The organism is Streptococcus infantis (assembly GCF_047465525.1).
GTDB lineage: Bacteria > Bacillota > Bacilli > Lactobacillales > Streptococcaceae > Streptococcus > Streptococcus infantis_R.
In genome coordinates, this window is the sequence record NZ_JASGZS010000001.1 from 124,498 (window position 1) to 144,248 (window position 19,751).

The window sequence follows — 19,751 nt, forward strand, 5'->3', positions numbered from 1 at the left end:
GCCTCCTTTGAAGAATCATTAAATTTATTTTATCAAAAAAGTAGGGAAAATGATAGAAAATACAAGCAACTGTTATAATAAACTAAAAAGGATGACTTCGTGAAATGGAATATAAAAAGACAGATTCGAGGAATCTATTAAATTAAAAATACAGAAATCATAGATTTGAAAAATAATTGAAATATTTTAGATTGCACGCTTAATATAAAATAAAAAACTAGCCATGGAATTAGTAGTAGCTACTAAATTCTGTGACTAGTTGTAGAGTTTAAGGTTTTGACTTGATAATTTTAGTTTGTTTAGACAGTGATTGGAGTGTTTGGTCATTTAATTTTGAATCAGTGATAATGTTGTCGATATCTGAGATATTGTAAAATGTAAAGAAATCAAATTTATCAAATTTGCTATGGTCAGCTAGGAGATATTTTTTATTGGCGTTTTCTAGTGCTAATTTCTGTGCTTCACCTTCGTCTTCACTAAAAGTAGCGATAGCATGATCCTTGATACCATTACAACTAACGAAGGCTTTTGAAAATTGCAAACTAGCGATATCTTGAAGGGTTAGAGTACCGACAAAAGCTCCTGTAATTGAACGATAATTACCACCGATTAGAATGAGATCAGTTAGCTTACGCTCATTTAGAATGAGAAATACAGGCAAACTATTAGTAACAACACGAATGTTATCGATAGGAAGTTCACGCGCAAAGAATTCTAATGTGGTACCTGGACCAATGAAAATAGTTTCTCTTTCTTCAACTAAGTGACCTGCAAAGCGAGCAATTTCTTGTTTTTCTGCTGTTTGTAGCCCTTGTTTTTCAACGTTAGAACGCTCATTGTTTAATAAGGAACCTGTTCGAAGTTTCTCAGCTCCTCCATGAACTCGAACCAGCAAATCCTTATCCGCTAACTCTTGTAAATATCGTCTAGCTGTCATATCGGAAATATCAAGGCGATTCATAATCTCTTTAACAGTGATAGTTCCTTTTGTATTAACAATGTCTAAAATAGTATCTAATTTTTCTTGCTTCAGCATTGAACCACCCCCAAATCTAATATTATTTTATCATATTTTAAACAGCTAAGCAACTTAAAGAAAACAAAAATAAACAAAAAAAAACATCTAGTTTGTAATTAAACTTAGATGTTTTTTAGGTTAGGTATTAATTTAGTCCATAGTTATAGTCATCATCCTGCATAGCTTCAACTTCACCAAGTAGATAGCCATTACCAACTTGAGAGAAGAAGTCGTGGTTTGATGTACCAGTTGAAATCCCGTTCATAACGATCGGGTTGACATCGTCAGCTGAGTCAGGGAAGAGAGGATCTTGCCCCAAGTTCATAAGGGCTTTATTTGCATTGTAGCGAAGGAAGGTTTTAACCTCTTCAGTCCATCCGACTTCGTCATAGAGGCTCTCTGTGTAGCCTTCTTCATTCTCATAAAGAGTATAGAGAAGGTCGTACATCCATTCTTTGAGTTTTTCTTGCTCATCTTCTGGCAATTCATTGAAACCAAGTTGGAATTTGTAGCCGATGTAGGTTCCATGAACTGATTCATCACGAATAATCAATTTGATAATTTCTGCCACGTTGGCCAACTTGTTGTTTCCAAGATAGTAGAGTGGAGTAAAGAAACCAGAGTAGAAAAGGAAGGTTTCAAGGAAGACACTCGCTACTTTCTTTTCAAGAGGAGTTCCGTTTAGGTAGATTTCATTGATAATCTCAGCTTTTTTCTGAAGATATGGATTGGTGTTGGTCCATTCGAAAATCTCTTCGATTTCTGACTTAGTATTCAAGGTAGAAAAGATAGAAGAGTAAGACTTAGCATGAACAGATTCCATAAATTGGATATTGTTAAAAACAGCTTCCTCGTGAGGCGTACGAATATCAGCACGAAGGGCTTGAACACCAGTTTCTGATTGCATGGTATCAAGAAGGGTCAAACCTCCAAAAACTTTACCAACAAGGTCTTTTTCCTTGTTAGAAAGCTTTCTCCAGTCGTCTAGGTCATTTGACAAAGGGATACGCGTATCAAGCCAGAACTGCTCAGTCAGCTTTTCCCAGGTTGATTTGTCAATGACATCTTCGATGGCATTCCAGTTAATGGCTTTGTAGTAAGTTTTCATTTGAAATCTCTTTCTGTGTGTAGTAATGCGATAACATAATCATTCTTATTTTATCATAATTCTATGCTATAATCGAACAAAAAGTCGGTAGCCCGACTTTTATGTTCTTACATGATTCTATCAGCAAAATACGTTTCGTTTAATGGATTAAGTAAATGTAATTTTTTGAGAGTTGAATTAAATCACACAGCTCTCGCATTGGTTAGCACCGACTTCTCCACCATCATCTGTAAAGGTACGGACGTAGTAGATAGACTTGATACCTTTGTTGAAGGCATAGTTACGAAGGATAGACAAGTCACGTGTCGTTTGTTTGTTTTCTTTCTTCCATTCGTAAAGGCCTGTTGGAATATCACTACGCATGAAGAGTGTGAGTGAAAGTCCTTGGTCCACGTGCTCAGTCGCAGCAGCATAAACATCAATTACCTTACGCATATCCATGTCATAAGCGGAAGTGTAGTAAGGAATTGTTTCTGTTGACAAACCAGCAGCAGGATAGTAGATCTTACCAATTTTCTTCTCTTGACGTTCTTCGATACGTTGCGTAATTGGGTGAATAGAGGCAGAAACATCGTTGATGTAGCTGATAGAACCATTTGGCGCTACAGCAAGTCGGTTTTGGTGGTAAAGTCCATCTGCTTTAACTTTATCACGAAGTTCAGCCCAGTCAGCAGCAGTAGGAATAAAGATATCTTTGAAGAGCTCTTTAACACGGTCTGATTTCGGAAGGAATTCGCCAGTTAAATACTTATCAAAATAGCTTCCGTTAGCATAGTCTGATTTGTCAAAGTTGTGGAAGGTAACACCACGTTCACGTGCGATATTGTTTGACTCAACCAAGGTCCAGTAGTTCATAAGCATAAAGTAGATGCTTGTAAATTCAACAGACTCAGGTGATCCGTATTCGATCAATTGTTGAGCAAGATAGCTGTGAAGTCCCATAGCTCCAAGTCCAAATGTATGAGCTTGGCTGTTTCCGTGGTCGATAGTAGGAACAGCGACGATGTGTGAACTATCTGTAACGAAAGTAAGGGCACGAACCATAGCACGGATGGAGCGACCAAAGTCAGGTGAAGTCATCATGTTGACCACGTTTGTTGAACCAAGGTTACATGAAACGTCAGTCCCCATTTTAAGGAATTCTTGAGCATCGTTGATAAGACTTGGCTCTTGAACTTGAAGAATCTCTGAACACAAGTTACTCATGATGATCTTACCATCGACAGGATTTGCACGGTTAGCAGTATCGATGTTGACTACATAAGGATAGCCAGATTCCTGTTGCAATTTAGAAATTTCAGTTTCCAAATCACGCGCCTTGATTTTTGTCTTACGGATGTTTGGATTTGCAACTAGTTCATCGTATTTTTCAGTGATGTCGATGTAGTTGAATGGCACACCGTATTCAAGCTCTACAGAGTAAGGGCTGAAGAGGTACATTTCTTCATTTTTGCGAGCCAATTCGTAGAATTTATCTGGTACCACAACACCAAGTGAGAGAGTCTTGACACGCACTTTTTCATCGGCGTTTTCCTTCTTAGTTGAAAGGAAGGCGATGATATCTGGGTGGAAGACGTTAAGGTAAACAACCCCAGCACCTTGACGTTGACCGAGTTGGTTAGAGTAAGAGAAGCTGTCTTCGAAAAGCTTCATAACTGGTACGACACCAGAAGCAGCACCCTCATATCCTTTGATAGGAGCTCCAGCTTCACGAAGGTTGCTGAGGGAAATTCCCACACCACCACCGATACGTGAAAGTTGAAGAGCAGAGTTGATAGAACGTCCGATAGAGTTCATATCATCTGTTACCTGGATTAAGAAGCAAGATACCAACTCACCACGACGAGCACGACCTGCATTCAAGAAAGAAGGAGTAGCAGGTTGATAACGTTGGTGAATGATTTCATTAGCGATATCAATAGCAATCGCTTCATCACCATCCGCGAAGTAAAGGGCATTAAAGAAGACACGGTCTTCCATGCTTTCAAGATAGTACTCTCCGTCATTAGTTTTCAGAGCATACTGATTATAGAATTTATAGGCAGCCATGAAAGACTTAAACTGGAAGTTTTGATCCTTGATAAAATGGTGTAGTTCTTCCAAAAATTCTGGACGGTATTTCTTGATAAATGCTGTCTCAATGTAGTTATGCTCAATGAGGAAGTTGATTTTATCCGTAATTGAGTTAAAAACCATTGTATTTGGTACAACATTTTCTTTAAAGAAGGCTTCTAAAGCTTCCTTGTCTTTGTGAAGCATGATTTGTCCATTCACAGGACGGTTAATTTCATTATTAAGACGGAAGTAAGTCACATCTTCAAGTTGTTTTAATCCCATAAAAAATCCTTTATCTAATTACAAAAGAAAGGCTTCTAAGGTAGACATAGAAGCTTTTGTCCTGATTCTTAAGCAAGTTGTTTAAGTTTACCTGGTTGGAAACCAGAGAAAACTTCTGTCGGTGTCTGAATAATAGGAGCAGCACTAAAGCCAAGCTCTTTTACTTGATCAATGTATTCAGGTTGTTCATCAAGATTGATTTCTTTATATTCAACATTATTACTGTCTAAAAAACGTTTCGTCATTTTACATTGAACACAGTTGTTTTTAGAATATACGGTTACCATTTCTGTAACTCCTCTTTAAAAAATTATTACTTTCTTAGTATATCAGAAAAAAAAACTTTGTCAACTTTCTAAAACTAAATCTTGTGTACTTATTTTACTGATTTTACCAACAAACACAATATATAGTGTAGTATTAAAAAATAATTACAGAAAAAGCAATGATTTCATTATAGGTATCTCGACAAAAACTACATACTGTGTTTTGCTAAATTTAATAGAAGATTTTCAGCAAGTTATCTGAAAGGAAATTGAAGAAAGTCCATAAAATACTTGAAAAATATCAATGAAGGTGATATAATACTAAATTGTAAGGGTTATCAGATATGTAACTCAACAAGAAAACTATTAAAGGAGAGTCAAACTATGGCTTCTAAAGATTTCCACGTAGTGGCAGAAACAGGTATTCACGCACGTCCAGCAACATTGTTGGTACAAACTGCTAGCAAATTTGCTTCAGATATCACTCTTGAGTACAAAGGTAAATCAGTTAACCTTAAATCTATCATGGGTGTAATGAGCCTTGGTGTTGGTCAAGGTGCTGACGTTACAATCACTGCTGAAGGTGCAGACGCTGATGACGCTATCGCTGCAATCTCAGAAACAATGGAAAAAGAAGGATTGGCATAAGGAAATGACAGAAATGCTTAAAGGAATCGCAGCATCTGACGGTGTTGCAGTTGCAAAAGCATATCTACTCGTTCAACCGGATTTATCATTCGAGACTGTTACAGTCGAAGATACAAATGCAGAAGAGGCTCGTTTGGATGTTGCTCTTGAAGCTTCTCAAAACGAGCTTTCTCTTATCCGCGAGAAGGCTGTAGGTACGCTTGGTGAAGAAGCGGCACAAGTATTTGACGCCCACTTGATGGTTCTTGCTGACCCTGAATTGATCGGTCAAATCAAAGAAACTATCCGTGCTAAGAAAGTGAATGCAGAAGCAGGTCTGAAAGAAGTTACAGACATGTTTATCACAATTTTTGAAGGCATGGAAGACAACCCATACATGCAAGAACGTGCAGCGGATATCCGCGACGTAACAAAACGTGTATTGGCTAACCTCCTTGGTAAAAAATTGCCAAACCCAGCTTCTATCAATGAAGAAGTAATCGTGATTGCTCACGACTTGACTCCATCTGATACAGCTCAATTGGACAAAAACTTTGTTAAAGCTTTTGTAACAAACATTGGTGGTCGTACAAGTCACTCAGCTATCATGGCTCGTACACTTGAAATCGCTGCAGTTTTGGGTACAAACAATATCACTGAAATCGTTAAAGATGGTGACCTACTTGCCGTTAATGGTATTACAGGTGAAGTGATTATCAACCCTACTGAAGAACAAGCCGCTGAATTTAAAGCAGCTGGTGAAGCTTACGCTCAACAAAAAGCTGAATGGGCACTTTTGAAGGATGCTCAAACTGTTACTGCTGATGGTAAACACTTCGAATTGGCAGCAAACATTGGTACTCCAAAAGACGTTGAAGGTGTTAATGACAACGGTGCAGAAGCTGTAGGTCTTTACCGTACAGAATTCTTGTACATGGATTCTCAAGACTTCCCAACTGAAGACGAACAGTACGAAGCATACAAGGCTGTTCTTGAAGGAATGAACGGTAAACCAGTTGTTGTCCGTACAATGGATATCGGTGGTGACAAGGAACTTCCTTACTTCGATATGCCACATGAAATGAACCCATTCCTTGGATTCCGTGCTCTTCGTATCTCTATCTCTGAAACAGGAGATGCAATGTTCCGCACTCAAATCCGTGCTCTTCTTCGTGCTTCTGTACACGGTCAATTGCGTATCATGTTCCCGATGGTTGCGCTTTTGAAAGAATTCCGTGCAGCTAAAGCAGTCTTCGATGAAGAAAAAACTAACCTTCTTGCTGAAGGTGTTGCAGTTGCGGATGACATCCAAGTTGGTATCATGATCGAAATTCCTGCAGCAGCTATGCTTGCAGACCAATTTGCAAAAGAAGTTGACTTCTTCTCAATTGGTACAAACGACTTGATCCAATACACAATGGCAGCAGACCGTATGAACGAACAAGTTTCATACCTTTACCAACCATACAACCCATCAATCCTTCGTTTGATCAATAACGTTATCAAAGCAGCTCACGCTGAAGGTAAATGGGCTGGTATGTGTGGTGAAATGGCTGGTGATCAAACAGCTGTTCCACTTCTTGTCGGAATGGGCTTGGATGAGTTCTCTATGTCAGCAACATCTGTACTTCGTACACGTAGCTTGATGAAGAAACTCGACACTGCTAAAATGCAAGAATACGCTAATCGTGCTCTTACTGAATGTTCAACAATGGAAGAAGTTCTTGAACTTTCTAAAGAATACGTTAACTTCGATTAATCAATTACAAATCCTTGTAGCTTCTAGCTATGAGGATTTTTCTTCTATTTTCTAGAAAACTCCATCTGTAAAATTTATCAAAAATATGGTAAAATAGACAAGGGAAAAAACAAGGAGGCTACAATGCAAAATAGACCAATCATTATCGGAGTAACAGGTGGATCTGGAGGAGGAAAGACAAGTGTATCTAAAGCAATCTTGTCACATTTTCCAAATGAGAAAATTGCTATGATTGAGCATGATTCCTACTATAAAGATCAATCTCATCTAACCTTTGAAGAGCGTATCAAGACCAACTATGATCATCCTTTTGCTTTTGATACTGATTTGATGATTGAGCAAATCAAAGAGTTGTTGGCAGGTCGTCCAGTTGATATTCCTACCTATGATTATGCTGCCCACACCAGAAGTTCTAAAACTTACCGTCAAGAACCTCAAGATGTTTTTATCGTTGAAGGAATCCTGGTTTTGGAGGACAAACGACTTCGTGATTTGATGGATATCAAGATTTTTGTAGATACAGATGATGATGTTCGTATCATTCGCCGTATTAAACGTGATATGGAAGAACGTGGTCGCAGCCTGGATAGTGTTATTGACCAGTATCTTGGTGTGGTAAAACCCATGTATCATCAATTTATTGAGCCAACAAAGCGTTATGCAGATATCGTTATTCCAGAAGGAGTAACCAACACAGTAGCTATCGATTTGCTAACGACAAAAATTGAAAAGATTTTAGAAGAAGCACGTCTAGCCCAATAATAAGTAGATAAAAGGCTATGGGAAAGTAATTATTTTTCCAAGATTGAAGCCTTTTCCAATATCAGTGAGTCTTTACAATCATGCTTTTAGATAGAAAAAATCTTCTTTCAAAGGATTTTCTAAGTCTTTAAGATCCACTAAATGCTGGAGCAGAGTTTCAGTGCAAATAAAAATTGAGGTCGGGATTTTCCCGACCTCTTATTTTTTGATTTTTTCAAGTCTCGGAACAATAACTAGGGTAAGTATTGCTGAGATTATGAGTTCTGCGATAGAATTTGTTGAGATAACAGTAGCTAATAGTTTTTGGATATTTCCGTCAAAAACATTTCCAAAGAGGAAGAAGATTCCGCCTAGTACAAATACAGTATTTGTGAGGGAACCGAGTGCTCCCGCGAAGATGAGCCCTGCCTTGTTTCTGAGTAGTTTGTAGACAAAGTATGGAGTTAAACCAATAAGGATGCGTGGTACAATCGCAATAACTAGGGAGTAGATGTTACCATTTGGTACAAAAGGAGAGAAGAGGTAGCTAGTTGGGAGAATCGTGATTGTATTGACTGTCAAGCTAATCATTCCCATCAAGAAACCTAAGATGGCCCCAATCCGTGGTCCGTAGATGATACTAGCAATGATGACCGGGATATGGACAATGGTTGGTTTAATTGGAAATGGCAAGACATTAAAGACAATAGAACTCAGCAGATGAATGACGATCATGCTGGCAAAAAAGATAGCAATTGGAGCAATATTAGAGCGTTTGTTCATGAAGTTTTTCCTTTATCTGTTGTAAAATAGTATCAAGATCAGCAAGAGCACCCCGTCCTACGTCTCCACAGGCGAGTAGGGATTCTTTAGGAGAAATAATTGTATAACCATAATTTTCCAAAGTTTTTAGGTTTGTTTGAGTTGCTGGATGGTCATACATTTTGGTATTCATAGCAGGTGCTACTAGTTTTGGAACATAGTTTGGCAAGGCAAGAGCAGTAGAGGTTACCATATTGTCTGCAAAACCATATGCTACTTTTGCAATCGTATTAGCGGTTGCAGGGGCAAGGATAAACAAATCTGTTTCTTTGCCTAACTCGATATGATTGACTTTGTCAGGATAAGGTTCCTGCATAACATCCAGATGTACCGTATTTTGAGATAGGACTTGAAGGGTTAAAGGTTGGATAAAGGCAGTCGCAGCCTGGGTCATAAGTACCGTAACAGAATGCCCCTGTTTCTTCAAGTTACTAACCAAATCAGCAGCCTTGTAAGAAGCGATAGAGCCTGTAACAGCGAGTGTAATACGAGCCATAATTTTCCTTTCTAACGATCAAGTTCTTGAATTCTCTTGGTTAACAAGTCAGCAATTTCTTGCTTGCTAGTAGAAAGCTGATAATCTTTTTCTTCTACTAGATAAGCCAGGTGCTGATTTTCATTAATCTGAGTGAGGTCATTAGCGACAATCAAGTCAGCTTGATTCTTTTCAAGACTTTCTCTAGCGATTTGAATCAGATGCTCCTTGGTAACATCGACAAGCAGTTTAAAGCCGATGAGATGAATATTGGGGTTCCATTCTTTGACAAGAGCAATAATTTTTGGATTTTTCTTGAGAAATAGGACTTGCACCTCAGCCTTAGAGGAGATCTTTGTTTCCATATTTTTCTTATGCAAAAACTCACTTAAATCTTGGCTTGCTTGGACTTGGTCAAGACCAGTCATGTAAACAGGACTATAGTCAGAGACTGCCATGGAATGAATCAAAACTTGATAATCAGGAACAATCCGTTTCATCTTTCGAAGTAAATCGGAAGTGTTTTTGATTTCAATGATGGATAAATTTGAGTGTGGTGCTGGTTTTAGTGCTTGTTGCGTAGTAATCAGACAAACCTGATGCCCAGCCTTCAGTAAAGTCTCAGTTATAACTTTACCAAGTCTACCAGTAGAGTGGTTGGTAATGGAGCGAACTCTATCAATGGCTTCGCTTGTACCACCAGATGTAACTAAAATTTTCATAGAACTATTGTACAAAAAAATGAGCAGTAAGTAAAATGAAAGCGATAAAATATTATGTGAAATCCAAGCTTTCAACTATAGTTAAAACCTATAAAGGCATATAAAATTTTAAAAAGAAGCCAAGAAAGTCTGAAGTGTTGTGATATTTACGAACGTTATCAAGCTTTATGACTGTTAAAAATCTTATTTTATGATATAATGAATTAACACATTTGAGGTAGAGGAGTTTTGAATGAAAACAGATATTGAAATTGCACAAAGTATTGAATTGAAACCAATCGTTGATGTTGTTGAAAAACTTGGCATCTCTTACGATGATTTGGAATTATACGGAAAATACAAGGCTAAGCTTAGTTTTGATAAGATTCGTGAGGTTGAAAGTAATCCAGTCGGCAAATTGATCCTGGTGACAGCTATCAACCCAACACCTGCTGGTGAAGGAAAATCAACTATTACTATCGGACTTGCTGATGCTTTGAATAAGATTGGTAAGAAAACCATGATTGCTATCCGCGAACCTTCTCTTGGACCAGTCATGGGGATTAAAGGTGGTGCAGCTGGTGGTGGTTATGCCCAAGTTTTACCAATGGAAGACATCAACCTTCACTTTACTGGAGATATGCACGCTATTACAACTGCAAATAATGCTCTCTCTGCCTTAATTGACAATCACTTGCATCAAGGAAATGAACTTGGAATCGACCAACGCCGTATTCTCTGGAAACGTGTGGTGGACTTGAACGACCGCGCCCTTCGTCACGTAACTGTTGGCCTTGGTGGTCCACTTAATGGTATTCCACGCGAAGATGGCTTTGACATCACTGTGGCTTCAGAAATCATGGCTATCCTTTGCTTGGCAACTGATATTGAAGATTTGAAACGTCGTTTGGCCAATATCGTTATCGGCTACCGTTATGATCGTACACCTGTTTCAGTTGGTGATTTACAGGTTGAAGGTGCCTTGGCATTGATTTTGAAAGATGCTATCAAACCGAACTTGGTTCAAACCATCTATGGAACACCTGCCTTTGTACATGGTGGCCCATTTGCCAATATCGCACACGGATGTAACTCTGTCTTGGCTACAACTACAGCCCTTCACTTGGCAGATTACACAGTGACAGAAGCAGGTTTTGGTGCAGACCTTGGTGCTGAGAAATTTCTGGATATCAAAACTCCAAACTTGCCAACATCTCCTGATGCAGTAGTCATTGTTGCAACTCTTCGTGCTCTTAAGATGAATGGTGGGGTTGCTAAGGATGCTTTGACAGAAGAGAATGTAGAAGCTGTTCGTGCTGGTTTTGCTAATTTGAAACGCCACGTTGAGAATATCCGTAAGTTTGGTATTCCAGCAGTTGTTGCTATTAACGAGTTCGTATCTGATACAGAAGCTGAAATCGCAGCTTTGAAAGAACTTTGTGCTGCAATTGATGTTCCGGTTGAGTTAGCTAGCGTATGGGCTGATGGAGCTGAAGGAGGAGTGGCTTTGGCTGAAACTCTCGTCAAAACAATTGACGAAAATCCAGCTAACTATACACGTCTCTATGATAACGAACTTTCAGTACAAGAAAAGATTGAAAAGATTGTCACTGAAATCTATCGTGGTAGCAAAGTAAACTTCGAGAAGAAAGCTCAAACTCAAATCGCTCAAATCGTTCAAAATGGTTGGGACAAATTGCCAATCTGTATGGCTAAAACTCAATACAGTTTCTCAGATAATCCAAATGCTCTTGGTGCACCTGAAAACTTTGAAATTACCATTCGTGAGTTAGTACCAAAATTGGGTGCAGGCTTTATCGTTGCCCTTACTGGTGATGTGATGACCATGCCTGGACTTCCAAAACGCCCAGCAGCTCTCAACATGGATGTTGAAAGTGATGGTACAGTTCTTGGATTATTCTAATTGAACAATATAAAGACAAGCTCAACATTGAGTTTGTCTTTTTGTTACTATTAAAAAATCTCCTAGAGATAACTAGGAGATTTGAGTTTTTATTTCATAGTTGGGAATAGCAATACGTCACGAATTGTAGTTGTATCTGTGAGGAGCATGCAGAGACGGTCGATACCGATTCCCAAACCACCTGTTGGTGGCATACCGTATTCAAGTGCTTCGATGTAGTCGTAGTCAATGCCTGTTGCTTCGTCGTCCCCAAGCTCTTTGGCTTTGGCTTGAGCTTCGAAACGGCTAAGCTGGTCGATTGGGTCGTTCAACTCAGTAAAGGCATTTCCGTATTCTTTAGTCATGATGAAGAGTTCGAAACGGTCAGTGAAGCGTTCATCTTCAGGATTTTTCTTAGCAAGTGGTGATACAGCTACTGGGTGACCATAGACAAAGGTAGGTTGAATCAATGTTTCTTCAACAAATTCTTCAAAGAAAGCATTGATGATGTGACCAACTTCAGTATAGTGTTTTTCAACAGGAACATTCTTTTCAGCTGCGATAGCTTTAGCTTCTTCGAAAGTCATATCTTTCCAGAAATCAACACCTGTAATTTCCTTGATTGCATCCACCATGTGTACACGTTTAAATGGTTCATTGATCTTGATTTCAGTTCCTTGATAGATAACCGGACCATCGCCTTTAACAGCTTTAGCAGTGTGTTGAATGATGCCTTCAGTCAAGTCCATGATATCTTGGAAGTCTGCGTATGCTTGGTAAACCTCGATAGAAGTAAACTCAGGGTTATGTGTAGCATCCATTCCTTCGTTACGGAAGATACGGCCAATCTCATAAACACGCTCCATACCACCAACGATAAGACGTTTCAAGTGAAGCTCAGTCGCGATACGAAGAACCATATCAATGTTTTGAGCATTGTGGTGTGTGATAAATGGACGAGCAGCAGCACCACCAGCTTCGTTGTGAAGAACAGGTGTTTCAACTTCTAGGAAACCTTTTTGATCAAGGTAACGACGGATTTCAGAGATGATTTTTGAACGAGTAACAAAACGTTCGAAGCTTTCACGGTTTGAAATCAAATCAAGGTAACGTTTACGGTAGATTGTTTCAACGTCTGTTAAACCATGGAATTTCTCTGGAAGTGGACGAAGAGCCTTAGACAAGTGTGTAATGTGAGTCGCCTTGATAGAGAGTTCTCCCATATCCGTACGCATCACTTCACCCTCAACACCGAGGAAGTCTCCGAGGTCAGCCTTTTTAAAGATTTCGTAGTTTTCTTCACCAACAGCGTCTTTACGAACGTAGATTTGAATTTGACCTTCGCGGTCTTGAAGGTGGGCAAATCCAACTTTACCTTTACCACGTTTGGTAACAAGACGACCTGCAATAGTAGCAGTTTCGTTCAATTCATGTAGTTGTTCCTTATCGAGGTCAGCATATTTATCTTTTAATTCTTGTGAGTTAGCAGTGCGTTCAAAGCGTTTACCGAATGGATCGATTCCTTGTTCGCGGAGCGCAGCCATTTTTTCACGGCGAACGATCTGCTGGTCATTTAGTTCTTCCATATGTTCTGTTGACATGGTTTCCTCCTAGTTTTTACTCAATTCTTGATACGATGAGTCTTTTTTGCGATACTCCCATTTTATCATAAAAGTCAAATAAATTCACGGATATTCTACAAAATCTAAAAAGAACTTAACAGCGATTGTTAAGTTCAGTTCTAATTTTGATAAGAAGTGTCGTTCCAGACTAAGAGGTTAAAGTTTTTAAAGTCTTCTGTTTCGACAATAGTAACACTAGCATTTGCTAAACCTCCATCTTTTCTAAGTAGTGGAGTATCATAGCCTAGAAGAGTTCGAATACTGGCTGTGAGATTGGCACCGTGACCAACAATCATAACATGTTCAAAAGGTTTGGACTCTAATGATTTGATAAATTGAATGGTTCGTTGAGTTGTTTGATAGACAGACTCTGCTCCAAACATAGTCGAATCGAATTTTGCTAGATTGGTACGAAAAGCCTTTAATTGCTCGGGATAGATGGCTTCCAAGGTTGCAAATTTTGCACCTTCAAGTTTTCCAAGTTGCCATTCTCTTAGTGAGGGTATCTCTTCTAATGGACAGCTGTCTTTCAGTTGACTTTGGATAATTTGAGCGGAAGTTTTAGCCCGAGGAAGATCACTAGAATAAATCACATCAAATGGGGTTTCCTGGAGATACCGACCTAGTTTTTTTAAGATTTCAATAGATTCATCTAAGAGTGGAGAATCCCCACTCGCTCCTTGAAAACGTCCCTCCAGATTCCAAAGTGTTTTACCGTGACGAATAAAATAGAATTTCATGTGTTACTTGCCTCCAAGATATCTGCAAATTCAGCTTTAACAAAGGATGCTAGATCTTGAGGATTGATAATGATACTATGACCAACCTCCCCTGCGGAAACAATCATTTCATTCAGTTGAAGAGCAGTTTGGTCGATAAAGATAGGATAGTTATGTTTTTGACGGATTCCAACTGGATTATTGGCACCGTGGATATAGCCTGTTGTTTTTTCTAGGTCTTTTTGTGGAATCATGCTGACTTTCTTATTACCAGAAATCTTAGCCAGTTTCTTTTCAGAAAGATGTTCAGTGATAGGTACGATTCCAATAATTGGTCCAGTCTTATCTCCCAGAAGTGCTAGAGTCTTGAAAATCTGACTCTTTTCATAACCTTGAGGCATCTCACCTTCCAAGGCATTAATTTGAATACCTGTATGGTTTATTCCTGCCTTGGTTAAAATTTGTTGGACCAAGGTTTTTTTGACTTTTACTTTTTTAGCCATTATTTGTATTTATCCTCCAATTGACTCATCCAAATACCTAACCAAATACCTAGAGCGAAGAAAAAGGCAATGATGACATAAGACACAAGAGATAATCCACTGTAGCTGATGCTTTCAGCATTACCAGCATTTGGAATGAGGATTAAGATTGTGCTTGAAAGAACAATTCCGATGATAAAGTGGTAGACACGAGATTGATAGACTCGGAGAGCGTAGTCCATAAATTTTGAAAAAATTATAAGAGTAGCAGCAGCTCCAATTCCTATTGGAAGGAAGGTACCAAATAAATCAAAAGTCTTGAACCCTGTTAACATAGGCCCATAAAGGCCAAGAATCAAGAGAAGATTGGAAGGACTAAGCCCAGGAACCAAAATACCAAGGGCCAACAAACAACCAGCCAGTGTGAAGTTAAGGAAGCTTGCAGATAGAGAACCAACTACAAAATTCAAGGCATAGAGGGCGATACCTGAGATGATGAAGGTTGCCCAAAACCATATGTGGTCAACCTTGTCTCTATCAGAGTCACGAGTTGATTCTTTGACAAGACTTGGGATGGTACCAATGATAGCTCCAGCAAAACTCCACAATACATACACTTGATAATTCTCTAAAAGATACTCGATTGGATAGGAGAAAAGTCCGATACCTAGAAGCATCCCAATACCGACAGGAAGGAAAAAGAGTACATCTTCTTTTAAATTCTTAAAAGGATGGGCAAGAAAACGAATCATTCTTTCGTAAATTCCCAAGATAGCAGCAAGGACGCCACCAGAAATCCCTGGTAGAATGAAACCGAGAGCAATAACAATTCCCTTAATAATTTTTGATAGCCATGATAACATAGAGTTCCTCCGAGATTCATATTCTATAAAGATAAAACAGTGATTTAATACTGAAAAATAAAGAAAAGCAAGCAGAAAGCAATGTCTGACTTGCTTATGGTGATAGTGATTAAGGATTTAAAAATAATTTTCTAAAGGTTTCTTCCTTGTTTTTTGTGGAAGAAATAAGGTTCAAATCCAGATGATTTTCAAAGCCTCCAAGGCTTCCATGAGAGGTGTATTGGTGAAGATCATAGTTAAGATCTGTTTTTGGAGCACTCTCGTAGTAACCCGAGTTGGTTCCATAGGACGGTATCCAGATTGCTGAAAAATTTTCCGTACTGATACTATGCTCCTCCATAAAGTAAACACCAACATAGATGCCAATATTTTTAGCTCCCAATGAAGCTAATTTAGCACGAAAGGCCTCAACACCCTTGTTCATGTCAGACATAGTCTTGTCTTCAACATCCAACCAATAGTAGCTAGGATTATAGGGAGAAGCAGCATTATAGAAAACTTCGGCAGCTTTTTCCATTTCTTCGACATTTTTACCAGCTACAAAGGCATAAACAGCGACTGGAATATTCCGTTTTTGAAATTCTGTGATATGTTCTTTATAAGCCTTATCAACCCCATTTTTAAATGAAGCATCGTTTTCAACAGAAGCTTGAGCCCCACTATGAACCCGAACGATTGCACCTGAAATATTTTGAGTTAAGGTGTCATAATTGATCTCTGATGGTCTTTGCCAGCCAGAAACATCAATAATCGGCTTGTTGATATTATGTAAAGCTTGAGTTTCTACTTGAACTGGATTTTGCTTTGTTTTGACTGGATGGTCTTCGAACTTGGGTCTATTGATGATTAAAATACCCACGAGAGTAGCTAATACAGTAAAAATAAAAACAGGATTTATTTTCTTTCTCATACTTTTATAGTGTATCGTAAATGGTGAAAAAAATCAAAAAAAAATACTCGAAATCATCTAGAGAATGCGATGTTTTAGAGCATTTACCATCTTTTGTGTTTGAAAAAGCAAATTTATGATATAATATAAGGGAATTTCTATAGAAAAGAGAAAATTATGGCAAATTATGCAGTTATTTTAGCAGCGGGTAAAGGTACTCGTATGAAGTCAGATCTACCAAAAGTCATGCACAAGGTTGCAGGAATTTCAATGCTTGAGCATGTTTTTCGTAGTGTAGGGGCCATCAATCCTGAAAAAACAGTAACGGTTGTTGGACATAAGGCAGAACTTGTGGAGCAAGTTTTAGCTGGTCAAACTGATTTTGTAAGACAGTCTGAGCAATTGGGAACTGGTCATGCAGTAATGATGGCTGAGCCAATTCTTGAAGGACTTTCTGGACAAACATTGGTTATTGCTGGTGACACACCACTCATTACTGGTGAAAGTCTAAAGAACTTGATTGATTTCCACGTAAATCACAAAAATGTAGCGACAATCCTAACTGCAGAAGCTGATGATCCGTTTGGTTATGGGCGTATTGTTCGTAACGAGAATGCTGAAGTGCTTCGTATCGTGGAGCAGAAGGATGCGACTGATTTTGAAAAACAAATCAAGGAAATCAATACAGGAACCTATGTCTTTGATAATGCCCGCCTCTTTGAAGCTTTGAAGAATATCAACACCAACAATGCCCAAGGCGAATACTACATTACTGATGTCATCGGCATTTTCCGTGAAGCAGGCGAAAAAGTTGGAGCCTATACTCTGAAAGACTTTGATGAAAGTCTAGGAGTTAATGACCGTGTTGCCCTTGCGACAGCAGAAGGTATCATGCGTCGTCGCATTAACCAAGCACATATGGTCAATGGGGTTAGTTTTGTGAATCCTGAAGCTACTTACATTGACATTGATGTTGAGATCGCTCCAGAAGTTCAAATTGAAGCGAATGTAACCCTCAAAGGTTCTAGTAGGATTGGTGCAGGAACTGTTTTGACCAATGGAACTTATATCCTTGATAGCACTATCGGTTCAGGGGCTGTGATTACAAACTCGATGATTGAAGAAAGCACGGTTGCAGATGGCGTTACAGTTGGACCATATGCTCATATCCGTCCAGGATCAAGCCTTGCTAAAGATGTACATATCGGGAACTTTGTTGAAGTCAAAGGTTCAAGCATTGGGGAGAATACTAAGGCAGGTCATTTGACTTATATTGGTAACTGTGAAGTTGGTAGTGATGTCAACTTCGGTGCTGGAACGATTACTGTAAATTACGATGGTCAACACAAGTTTAAAACAACCATTGGCAACAATGTTTTCGTTGGATCAAATTCAACCATTATTGCTCCAGTAGAGCTCGGAGATAACTCTCTTGTTGGGGCAGGTTCAACCATTACTAAGGATGTTCCAGCTGATGCCATTGCTATTGGACGAGGTCGTCAAGTCAATAAGGATGAATATGCAACTCGCCTCCCTCATCATCCTAACAATAAATAGGAGCTAGCGATGGAATTTGAAGAAAAGACCCTAAGTCGTAAAGAAATCTATAGTGGACCAATCTTCCAATTGGTTCAAGACCAGGTTGAACTACCTTCTGGCAAAGGTAGAGCGCAACGTGATTTGATTTTTCACAATGGAGCTGTATGTGTCTTAGCAGTTACTCCAGAAAATAAGATTGTTCTAGTCAAGCAATATCGCAAGGCGATTGAAAAAGTTTCTGTTGAAATTCCTGCAGGAAAACTAGAAATTGGAGAAAACGCCGATCCTGAAGCAGCAGCCCTTCGTGAATTGGAAGAAGAAGCTGCCTACACTGGAAAACTGACTCTTTTGTATGATTTCTATTCTGCTATTGGTTTCTGTAACGAGCGCTTAAAACTTTACTTGGCAAGTGATTTGACAAAAGTTGAAAATCCTCGTCCGCAGGATGAAGATGAGACTTTGGAGTTACTTGAAGTCAGTCTTGACCAAGCTAAAGCACTGATCCAGTCAGGAGATATTTGTGATGCCAAGACTATCATGGCTATTCAGTACTGGGAATTACAAAAAAATAGTGGAGGAACCCATGGGTAAACCTTTATTAACAGATGAAATGATCGAACGTGCCAATCGAGGAGAGGACATCTCAGGTCCTCCCTTGCTAGATGATGAGGAAACTAAAATTTTACCGACTTCTTCTCAAAATTTTGGCTATTCGCGAACCAAAGATCATGGTTTTAGCCAGGATACACTGACCATCGAAGTTGAACCTTCTATTCACAAAAGTCGTCGGATTGAAAATACCAAGAGAAATGTCTTTAATTATAAATTAAACAAGATTCTTTTTGCAGTTATTTTTCTCTTGATTTTGTTAATTTTAGCAATGAGATTTATTTAAGGGGCCTATCATGAAAATTGGAATTATTGCAGCTATGCCAGAAGAACTAGCTTACTTGCTTCAACACTTGGAAGATACTAGTGAAGAAAAGGTTCAGGGAAATAGCTATCATACTGGTAAGATTGGTTCTGTTGAGCTTGTACTTGTAGAGAGTGGTATTGGTAAAGTCATGTCTGCTATGAGTGTCGCTATCTTAGCGGATCACTTTCAAGTCGATGCAGTGATTAATACTGGTTCTGCTGGTGCAGTGGCAAGTGGAATCGCAGTAGGGGATGTAGTGATTGCAGACAAGCTTGCCTACCACGATGTTGATGTGACTGCCTTTGGCTATGATTACGGTCAAATGGCTAAACAGCCTCTCTATTTTGAATCAGACAAAAAGTTTATCAGCTTGATTCAAGAGAGTTTGTCTAAACTGGACCAAACTTGGCATTTAGGTTTGATTGCGACAGGAGACAGTTTTGTTGCTGGAGAAGATAAAATCAAAGCGATAAAAGAACATTTCCCTCAAGTTCTTGCTGTAGAGATGGAAGGGGCAGCTATTGCTCAAGCAGCTTATGCTTTGAACCTTCCTTTCTTAGTCGTTCGTGCCATGAGTGACAATGCCAACCATGAAGCATCCGTTTCCTTTGATGAATTTATCGTAGAAGCAGGACGTCGTTCTGCCCAAGCCCTAATGACGCTTTTAGAGTCTATAGAGGATTAATGGAAGAATTACTGAGAGTGGGACAGAAATCGGCAATTCGTTAGAATTCGATTTCGTCGTCCCACCTCCGCACAGTTGAGTAGGGCTGTAAAAACTGATGAAATCAGCGTAGTAGAGCCCACTCAACCACTGCGCCTTGCTCGACAATCAAAAGAGAATTGAGAGGCTAGGACTTTTGTCCCAGCCTTTTCTTGTCTTGCCAACTAAAGTAATCAGAAGGCTCCTAAGAAAAGTTATTTTCAAACTTTTTTGATATAATAGAAACATTGACTTGAAGAA

20 protein-coding genes are annotated in these 19,751 nt (G+C 39.0%); 8 read left to right on the forward strand and 12 right to left on the reverse strand.

The genetic code is table 11. The features are described 5' to 3' along the window. Nucleotides 1-268 precede the first annotated feature (268 nt). From QM374_RS00615 to nrdH, 4 genes are all read right to left on the reverse strand, one after another. The gene (locus QM374_RS00615) at nucleotides 269-1,036 is read right to left on the reverse strand and encodes a DeoR/GlpR family DNA-binding transcription regulator (RefSeq protein WP_414310581.1); all 768 of its coding nucleotides are present in this window, start codon (nucleotides 1,034-1,036) and stop codon (nucleotides 269-271) included. Nucleotides 1,037-1,163: 127 nt separating this feature from the next. Then, nucleotides 1,164-2,126 (reverse strand): class 1b ribonucleoside-diphosphate reductase subunit beta, encoded by a 963-nt coding sequence (gene nrdF / locus QM374_RS00620; RefSeq protein WP_049526102.1) that lies wholly within the window; start codon nucleotides 2,124-2,126, stop codon nucleotides 1,164-1,166. 177 nt (nucleotides 2,127-2,303) lie between these two features. Beyond that, the gene (gene nrdE / locus QM374_RS00625; RefSeq protein ID WP_414310582.1) at nucleotides 2,304-4,463 is read right to left on the reverse strand and encodes a class 1b ribonucleoside-diphosphate reductase subunit alpha; all 2,160 of its coding nucleotides are present in this window, start codon (nucleotides 4,461-4,463) and stop codon (nucleotides 2,304-2,306) included. A gap of 68 nt (nucleotides 4,464-4,531) precedes the next feature. Beyond that, nucleotides 4,532-4,750: a glutaredoxin-like protein NrdH gene (gene nrdH / locus QM374_RS00630; protein ID WP_000259242.1), complete on the reverse strand. Its 219-nt coding sequence runs from the start codon at nucleotides 4,748-4,750 to the stop codon at nucleotides 4,532-4,534. 363 nt (nucleotides 4,751-5,113) lie between these two features. Between nrdH and QM374_RS00635 the strand changes: the two genes are divergently transcribed. From QM374_RS00635 to udk, 3 genes are all read left to right on the forward strand, one after another. Beyond that, nucleotides 5,114-5,377 carry a phosphocarrier protein HPr gene (locus QM374_RS00635; protein WP_000146952.1) on the forward strand — a complete coding sequence of 88 codons (264 nt, stop codon included), beginning with the start codon at nucleotides 5,114-5,116 and terminating at the stop codon, nucleotides 5,375-5,377. A gap of 4 nt (nucleotides 5,378-5,381) precedes the next feature. Continuing rightward, entirely contained in the window at nucleotides 5,382-7,115 is a 1,734-nt protein-coding gene (gene ptsP, locus QM374_RS00640; RefSeq protein WP_414310583.1) for a phosphoenolpyruvate--protein phosphotransferase, read from the forward strand. A 123-nt stretch (nucleotides 7,116-7,238) separates the two neighbouring features. Next, complete coding sequence (gene udk, locus QM374_RS00645) at nucleotides 7,239-7,877, forward strand: uridine kinase (protein ID WP_006151141.1); 639 nt, start codon at nucleotides 7,239-7,241, stop codon at nucleotides 7,875-7,877. A gap of 198 nt (nucleotides 7,878-8,075) precedes the next feature. Here the strand turns inward: udk and QM374_RS00650 are convergent, their stop codons facing one another. From QM374_RS00650 to QM374_RS00660, 3 genes are read right to left on the reverse strand one after another with little or no spacing between them, the layout of a single operon-like run. Then, on the reverse strand, nucleotides 8,076-8,639 hold the full coding sequence (locus QM374_RS00650; RefSeq protein WP_315639200.1) for an ECF transporter S component: 564 nt from the start codon (nucleotides 8,637-8,639) through the stop codon (nucleotides 8,076-8,078). Beyond that, nucleotides 8,623-9,174, reverse strand: coding sequence for a phosphopantothenoylcysteine decarboxylase (gene coaC / locus QM374_RS00655; protein ID WP_414310584.1), 552 nt, complete (start codon nucleotides 9,172-9,174; stop codon nucleotides 8,623-8,625). Before coaC ends, QM374_RS00650 begins: the two co-directional genes overlap by 17 nt. Nucleotides 9,175-9,185: 11 nt before the next feature. After that, entirely contained in the window at nucleotides 9,186-9,875 is a 690-nt protein-coding gene (locus QM374_RS00660; protein WP_075231313.1) for a phosphopantothenate--cysteine ligase, read from the reverse strand. A gap of 232 nt (nucleotides 9,876-10,107) precedes the next feature. On the opposite strand from QM374_RS00660, the gene QM374_RS00665 reads away from it, so the two are divergent. Then, on the forward strand, nucleotides 10,108-11,778 hold the full coding sequence (locus tag QM374_RS00665) for a formate--tetrahydrofolate ligase (RefSeq protein WP_414310585.1): 1,671 nt from the start codon (nucleotides 10,108-10,110) through the stop codon (nucleotides 11,776-11,778). A gap of 89 nt (nucleotides 11,779-11,867) precedes the next feature. Here the strand turns inward: QM374_RS00665 and lysS are convergent, their stop codons facing one another. The 5 genes from lysS to QM374_RS00690 all read right to left on the reverse strand — a co-directional run bounded on the left by lysS (nucleotide 11,868) and on the right by QM374_RS00690 (nucleotide 16,353). Next, nucleotides 11,868-13,358, reverse strand: coding sequence for a lysine--tRNA ligase (gene lysS, locus QM374_RS00670; RefSeq protein ID WP_414267633.1), 1,491 nt, complete (start codon nucleotides 13,356-13,358; stop codon nucleotides 11,868-11,870). 140 nt (nucleotides 13,359-13,498) lie between these two features. Continuing rightward, nucleotides 13,499-14,119 (reverse strand): histidine phosphatase family protein, encoded by a 621-nt coding sequence (locus tag QM374_RS00675; protein ID WP_414310586.1) that lies wholly within the window; start codon nucleotides 14,117-14,119, stop codon nucleotides 13,499-13,501. Further along, entirely contained in the window at nucleotides 14,116-14,601 is a 486-nt protein-coding gene (locus tag QM374_RS00680; protein WP_301559664.1) for an aminoacyl-tRNA deacylase, read from the reverse strand. The genes QM374_RS00675 and QM374_RS00680 overlap by 4 nt, the downstream gene beginning before the upstream one ends. Then, nucleotides 14,601-15,443, reverse strand: coding sequence for a DUF368 domain-containing protein (locus QM374_RS00685; protein ID WP_248034219.1), 843 nt, complete (start codon nucleotides 15,441-15,443; stop codon nucleotides 14,601-14,603). Before QM374_RS00685 ends, QM374_RS00680 begins: the two co-directional genes overlap by 1 nt. Nucleotides 15,444-15,552: 109 nt before the next feature. Beyond that, nucleotides 15,553-16,353, reverse strand: coding sequence for a glycoside hydrolase family 25 protein (locus QM374_RS00690; RefSeq protein WP_414310587.1), 801 nt, complete (start codon nucleotides 16,351-16,353; stop codon nucleotides 15,553-15,555). Nucleotides 16,354-16,509: 156 nt separating this feature from the next. Here QM374_RS00690 and glmU point away from each other — a divergent pair, with 156 nt between their 5' ends. Genes glmU through QM374_RS00710 form a run of 4 tightly spaced genes read left to right on the forward strand, consistent with a single transcriptional unit; the run spans nucleotide 16,510 to nucleotide 19,472 of the window. Next, nucleotides 16,510-17,889, forward strand: coding sequence for a bifunctional UDP-N-acetylglucosamine diphosphorylase/glucosamine-1-phosphate N-acetyltransferase GlmU (gene glmU, locus QM374_RS00695; protein ID WP_414310588.1), 1,380 nt, complete (start codon nucleotides 16,510-16,512; stop codon nucleotides 17,887-17,889). A 9-nt stretch (nucleotides 17,890-17,898) separates the two neighbouring features. Then, complete coding sequence (locus QM374_RS00700; protein ID WP_414310589.1) at nucleotides 17,899-18,462, forward strand: NUDIX hydrolase; 564 nt, start codon at nucleotides 17,899-17,901, stop codon at nucleotides 18,460-18,462. Further along, nucleotides 18,455-18,766 carry a cell wall synthase accessory phosphoprotein MacP gene (macP, locus tag QM374_RS00705; protein WP_414310590.1) on the forward strand — a complete coding sequence of 104 codons (312 nt, stop codon included), beginning with the start codon at nucleotides 18,455-18,457 and terminating at the stop codon, nucleotides 18,764-18,766. Before QM374_RS00700 ends, macP begins: the two co-directional genes overlap by 8 nt. Nucleotides 18,767-18,776: 10 nt before the next feature. Next, nucleotides 18,777-19,472, forward strand: coding sequence for a 5'-methylthioadenosine/adenosylhomocysteine nucleosidase (locus QM374_RS00710; protein WP_414310591.1), 696 nt, complete (start codon nucleotides 18,777-18,779; stop codon nucleotides 19,470-19,472). Nucleotides 19,473-19,751 lie beyond the last annotated feature (279 nt).

What these genes read in the sequence shown, in the direction of transcription:
- QM374_RS00615 (WP_414310581.1), bottom strand. Translation starts at nt 1,036, where the DNA reads ATGCTGAAGCAAGAAAAATTAGATACTATTTTAGACATTGTTAATACA.
- nrdF (WP_049526102.1), bottom strand. Translation starts at nt 2,126, where the DNA reads ATGAAAACTTACTACAAAGCCATTAACTGGAATGCCATCGAAGATGTC.
- nrdE (WP_414310582.1), bottom strand. Translation starts at nt 4,463, where the DNA reads ATGGGATTAAAACAACTTGAAGATGTGACTTACTTCCGTCTTAATAAT.
- nrdH (WP_000259242.1), bottom strand. Translation starts at nt 4,750, where the DNA reads ATGGTAACCGTATATTCTAAAAACAACTGTGTTCAATGTAAAATGACG.
- QM374_RS00635 (WP_000146952.1), top strand. Translation starts at nt 5,114, where the DNA reads ATGGCTTCTAAAGATTTCCACGTAGTGGCAGAAACAGGTATTCACGCA.
- ptsP (WP_414310583.1), top strand. Translation starts at nt 5,382, where the DNA reads ATGACAGAAATGCTTAAAGGAATCGCAGCATCTGACGGTGTTGCAGTT.
- udk (WP_006151141.1), top strand. Translation starts at nt 7,239, where the DNA reads ATGCAAAATAGACCAATCATTATCGGAGTAACAGGTGGATCTGGAGGA.
- QM374_RS00650 (WP_315639200.1), bottom strand. Translation starts at nt 8,639, where the DNA reads ATGAACAAACGCTCTAATATTGCTCCAATTGCTATCTTTTTTGCCAGC.
- coaC (WP_414310584.1), bottom strand. Translation starts at nt 9,174, where the DNA reads ATGGCTCGTATTACACTCGCTGTTACAGGCTCTATCGCTTCTTACAAG.
- QM374_RS00660 (WP_075231313.1), bottom strand. Translation starts at nt 9,875, where the DNA reads ATGAAAATTTTAGTTACATCTGGTGGTACAAGCGAAGCCATTGATAGA.
- QM374_RS00665 (WP_414310585.1), top strand. Translation starts at nt 10,108, where the DNA reads ATGAAAACAGATATTGAAATTGCACAAAGTATTGAATTGAAACCAATC.
- lysS (WP_414267633.1), bottom strand. Translation starts at nt 13,358, where the DNA reads ATGTCAACAGAACATATGGAAGAACTAAATGACCAGCAGATCGTTCGC.
- QM374_RS00675 (WP_414310586.1), bottom strand. Translation starts at nt 14,119, where the DNA reads ATGAAATTCTATTTTATTCGTCACGGTAAAACACTTTGGAATCTGGAG.
- QM374_RS00680 (WP_301559664.1), bottom strand. Translation starts at nt 14,601, where the DNA reads ATGGCTAAAAAAGTAAAAGTCAAAAAAACCTTGGTCCAACAAATTTTA.
- QM374_RS00685 (WP_248034219.1), bottom strand. Translation starts at nt 15,443, where the DNA reads ATGTTATCATGGCTATCAAAAATTATTAAGGGAATTGTTATTGCTCTC.
- QM374_RS00690 (WP_414310587.1), bottom strand. Translation starts at nt 16,353, where the DNA reads ATGAGAAAGAAAATAAATCCTGTTTTTATTTTTACTGTATTAGCTACT.
- glmU (WP_414310588.1), top strand. Translation starts at nt 16,510, where the DNA reads ATGGCAAATTATGCAGTTATTTTAGCAGCGGGTAAAGGTACTCGTATG.
- QM374_RS00700 (WP_414310589.1), top strand. Translation starts at nt 17,899, where the DNA reads ATGGAATTTGAAGAAAAGACCCTAAGTCGTAAAGAAATCTATAGTGGA.
- macP (WP_414310590.1), top strand. Translation starts at nt 18,455, where the DNA reads ATGGGTAAACCTTTATTAACAGATGAAATGATCGAACGTGCCAATCGA.
- QM374_RS00710 (WP_414310591.1), top strand. Translation starts at nt 18,777, where the DNA reads ATGAAAATTGGAATTATTGCAGCTATGCCAGAAGAACTAGCTTACTTG.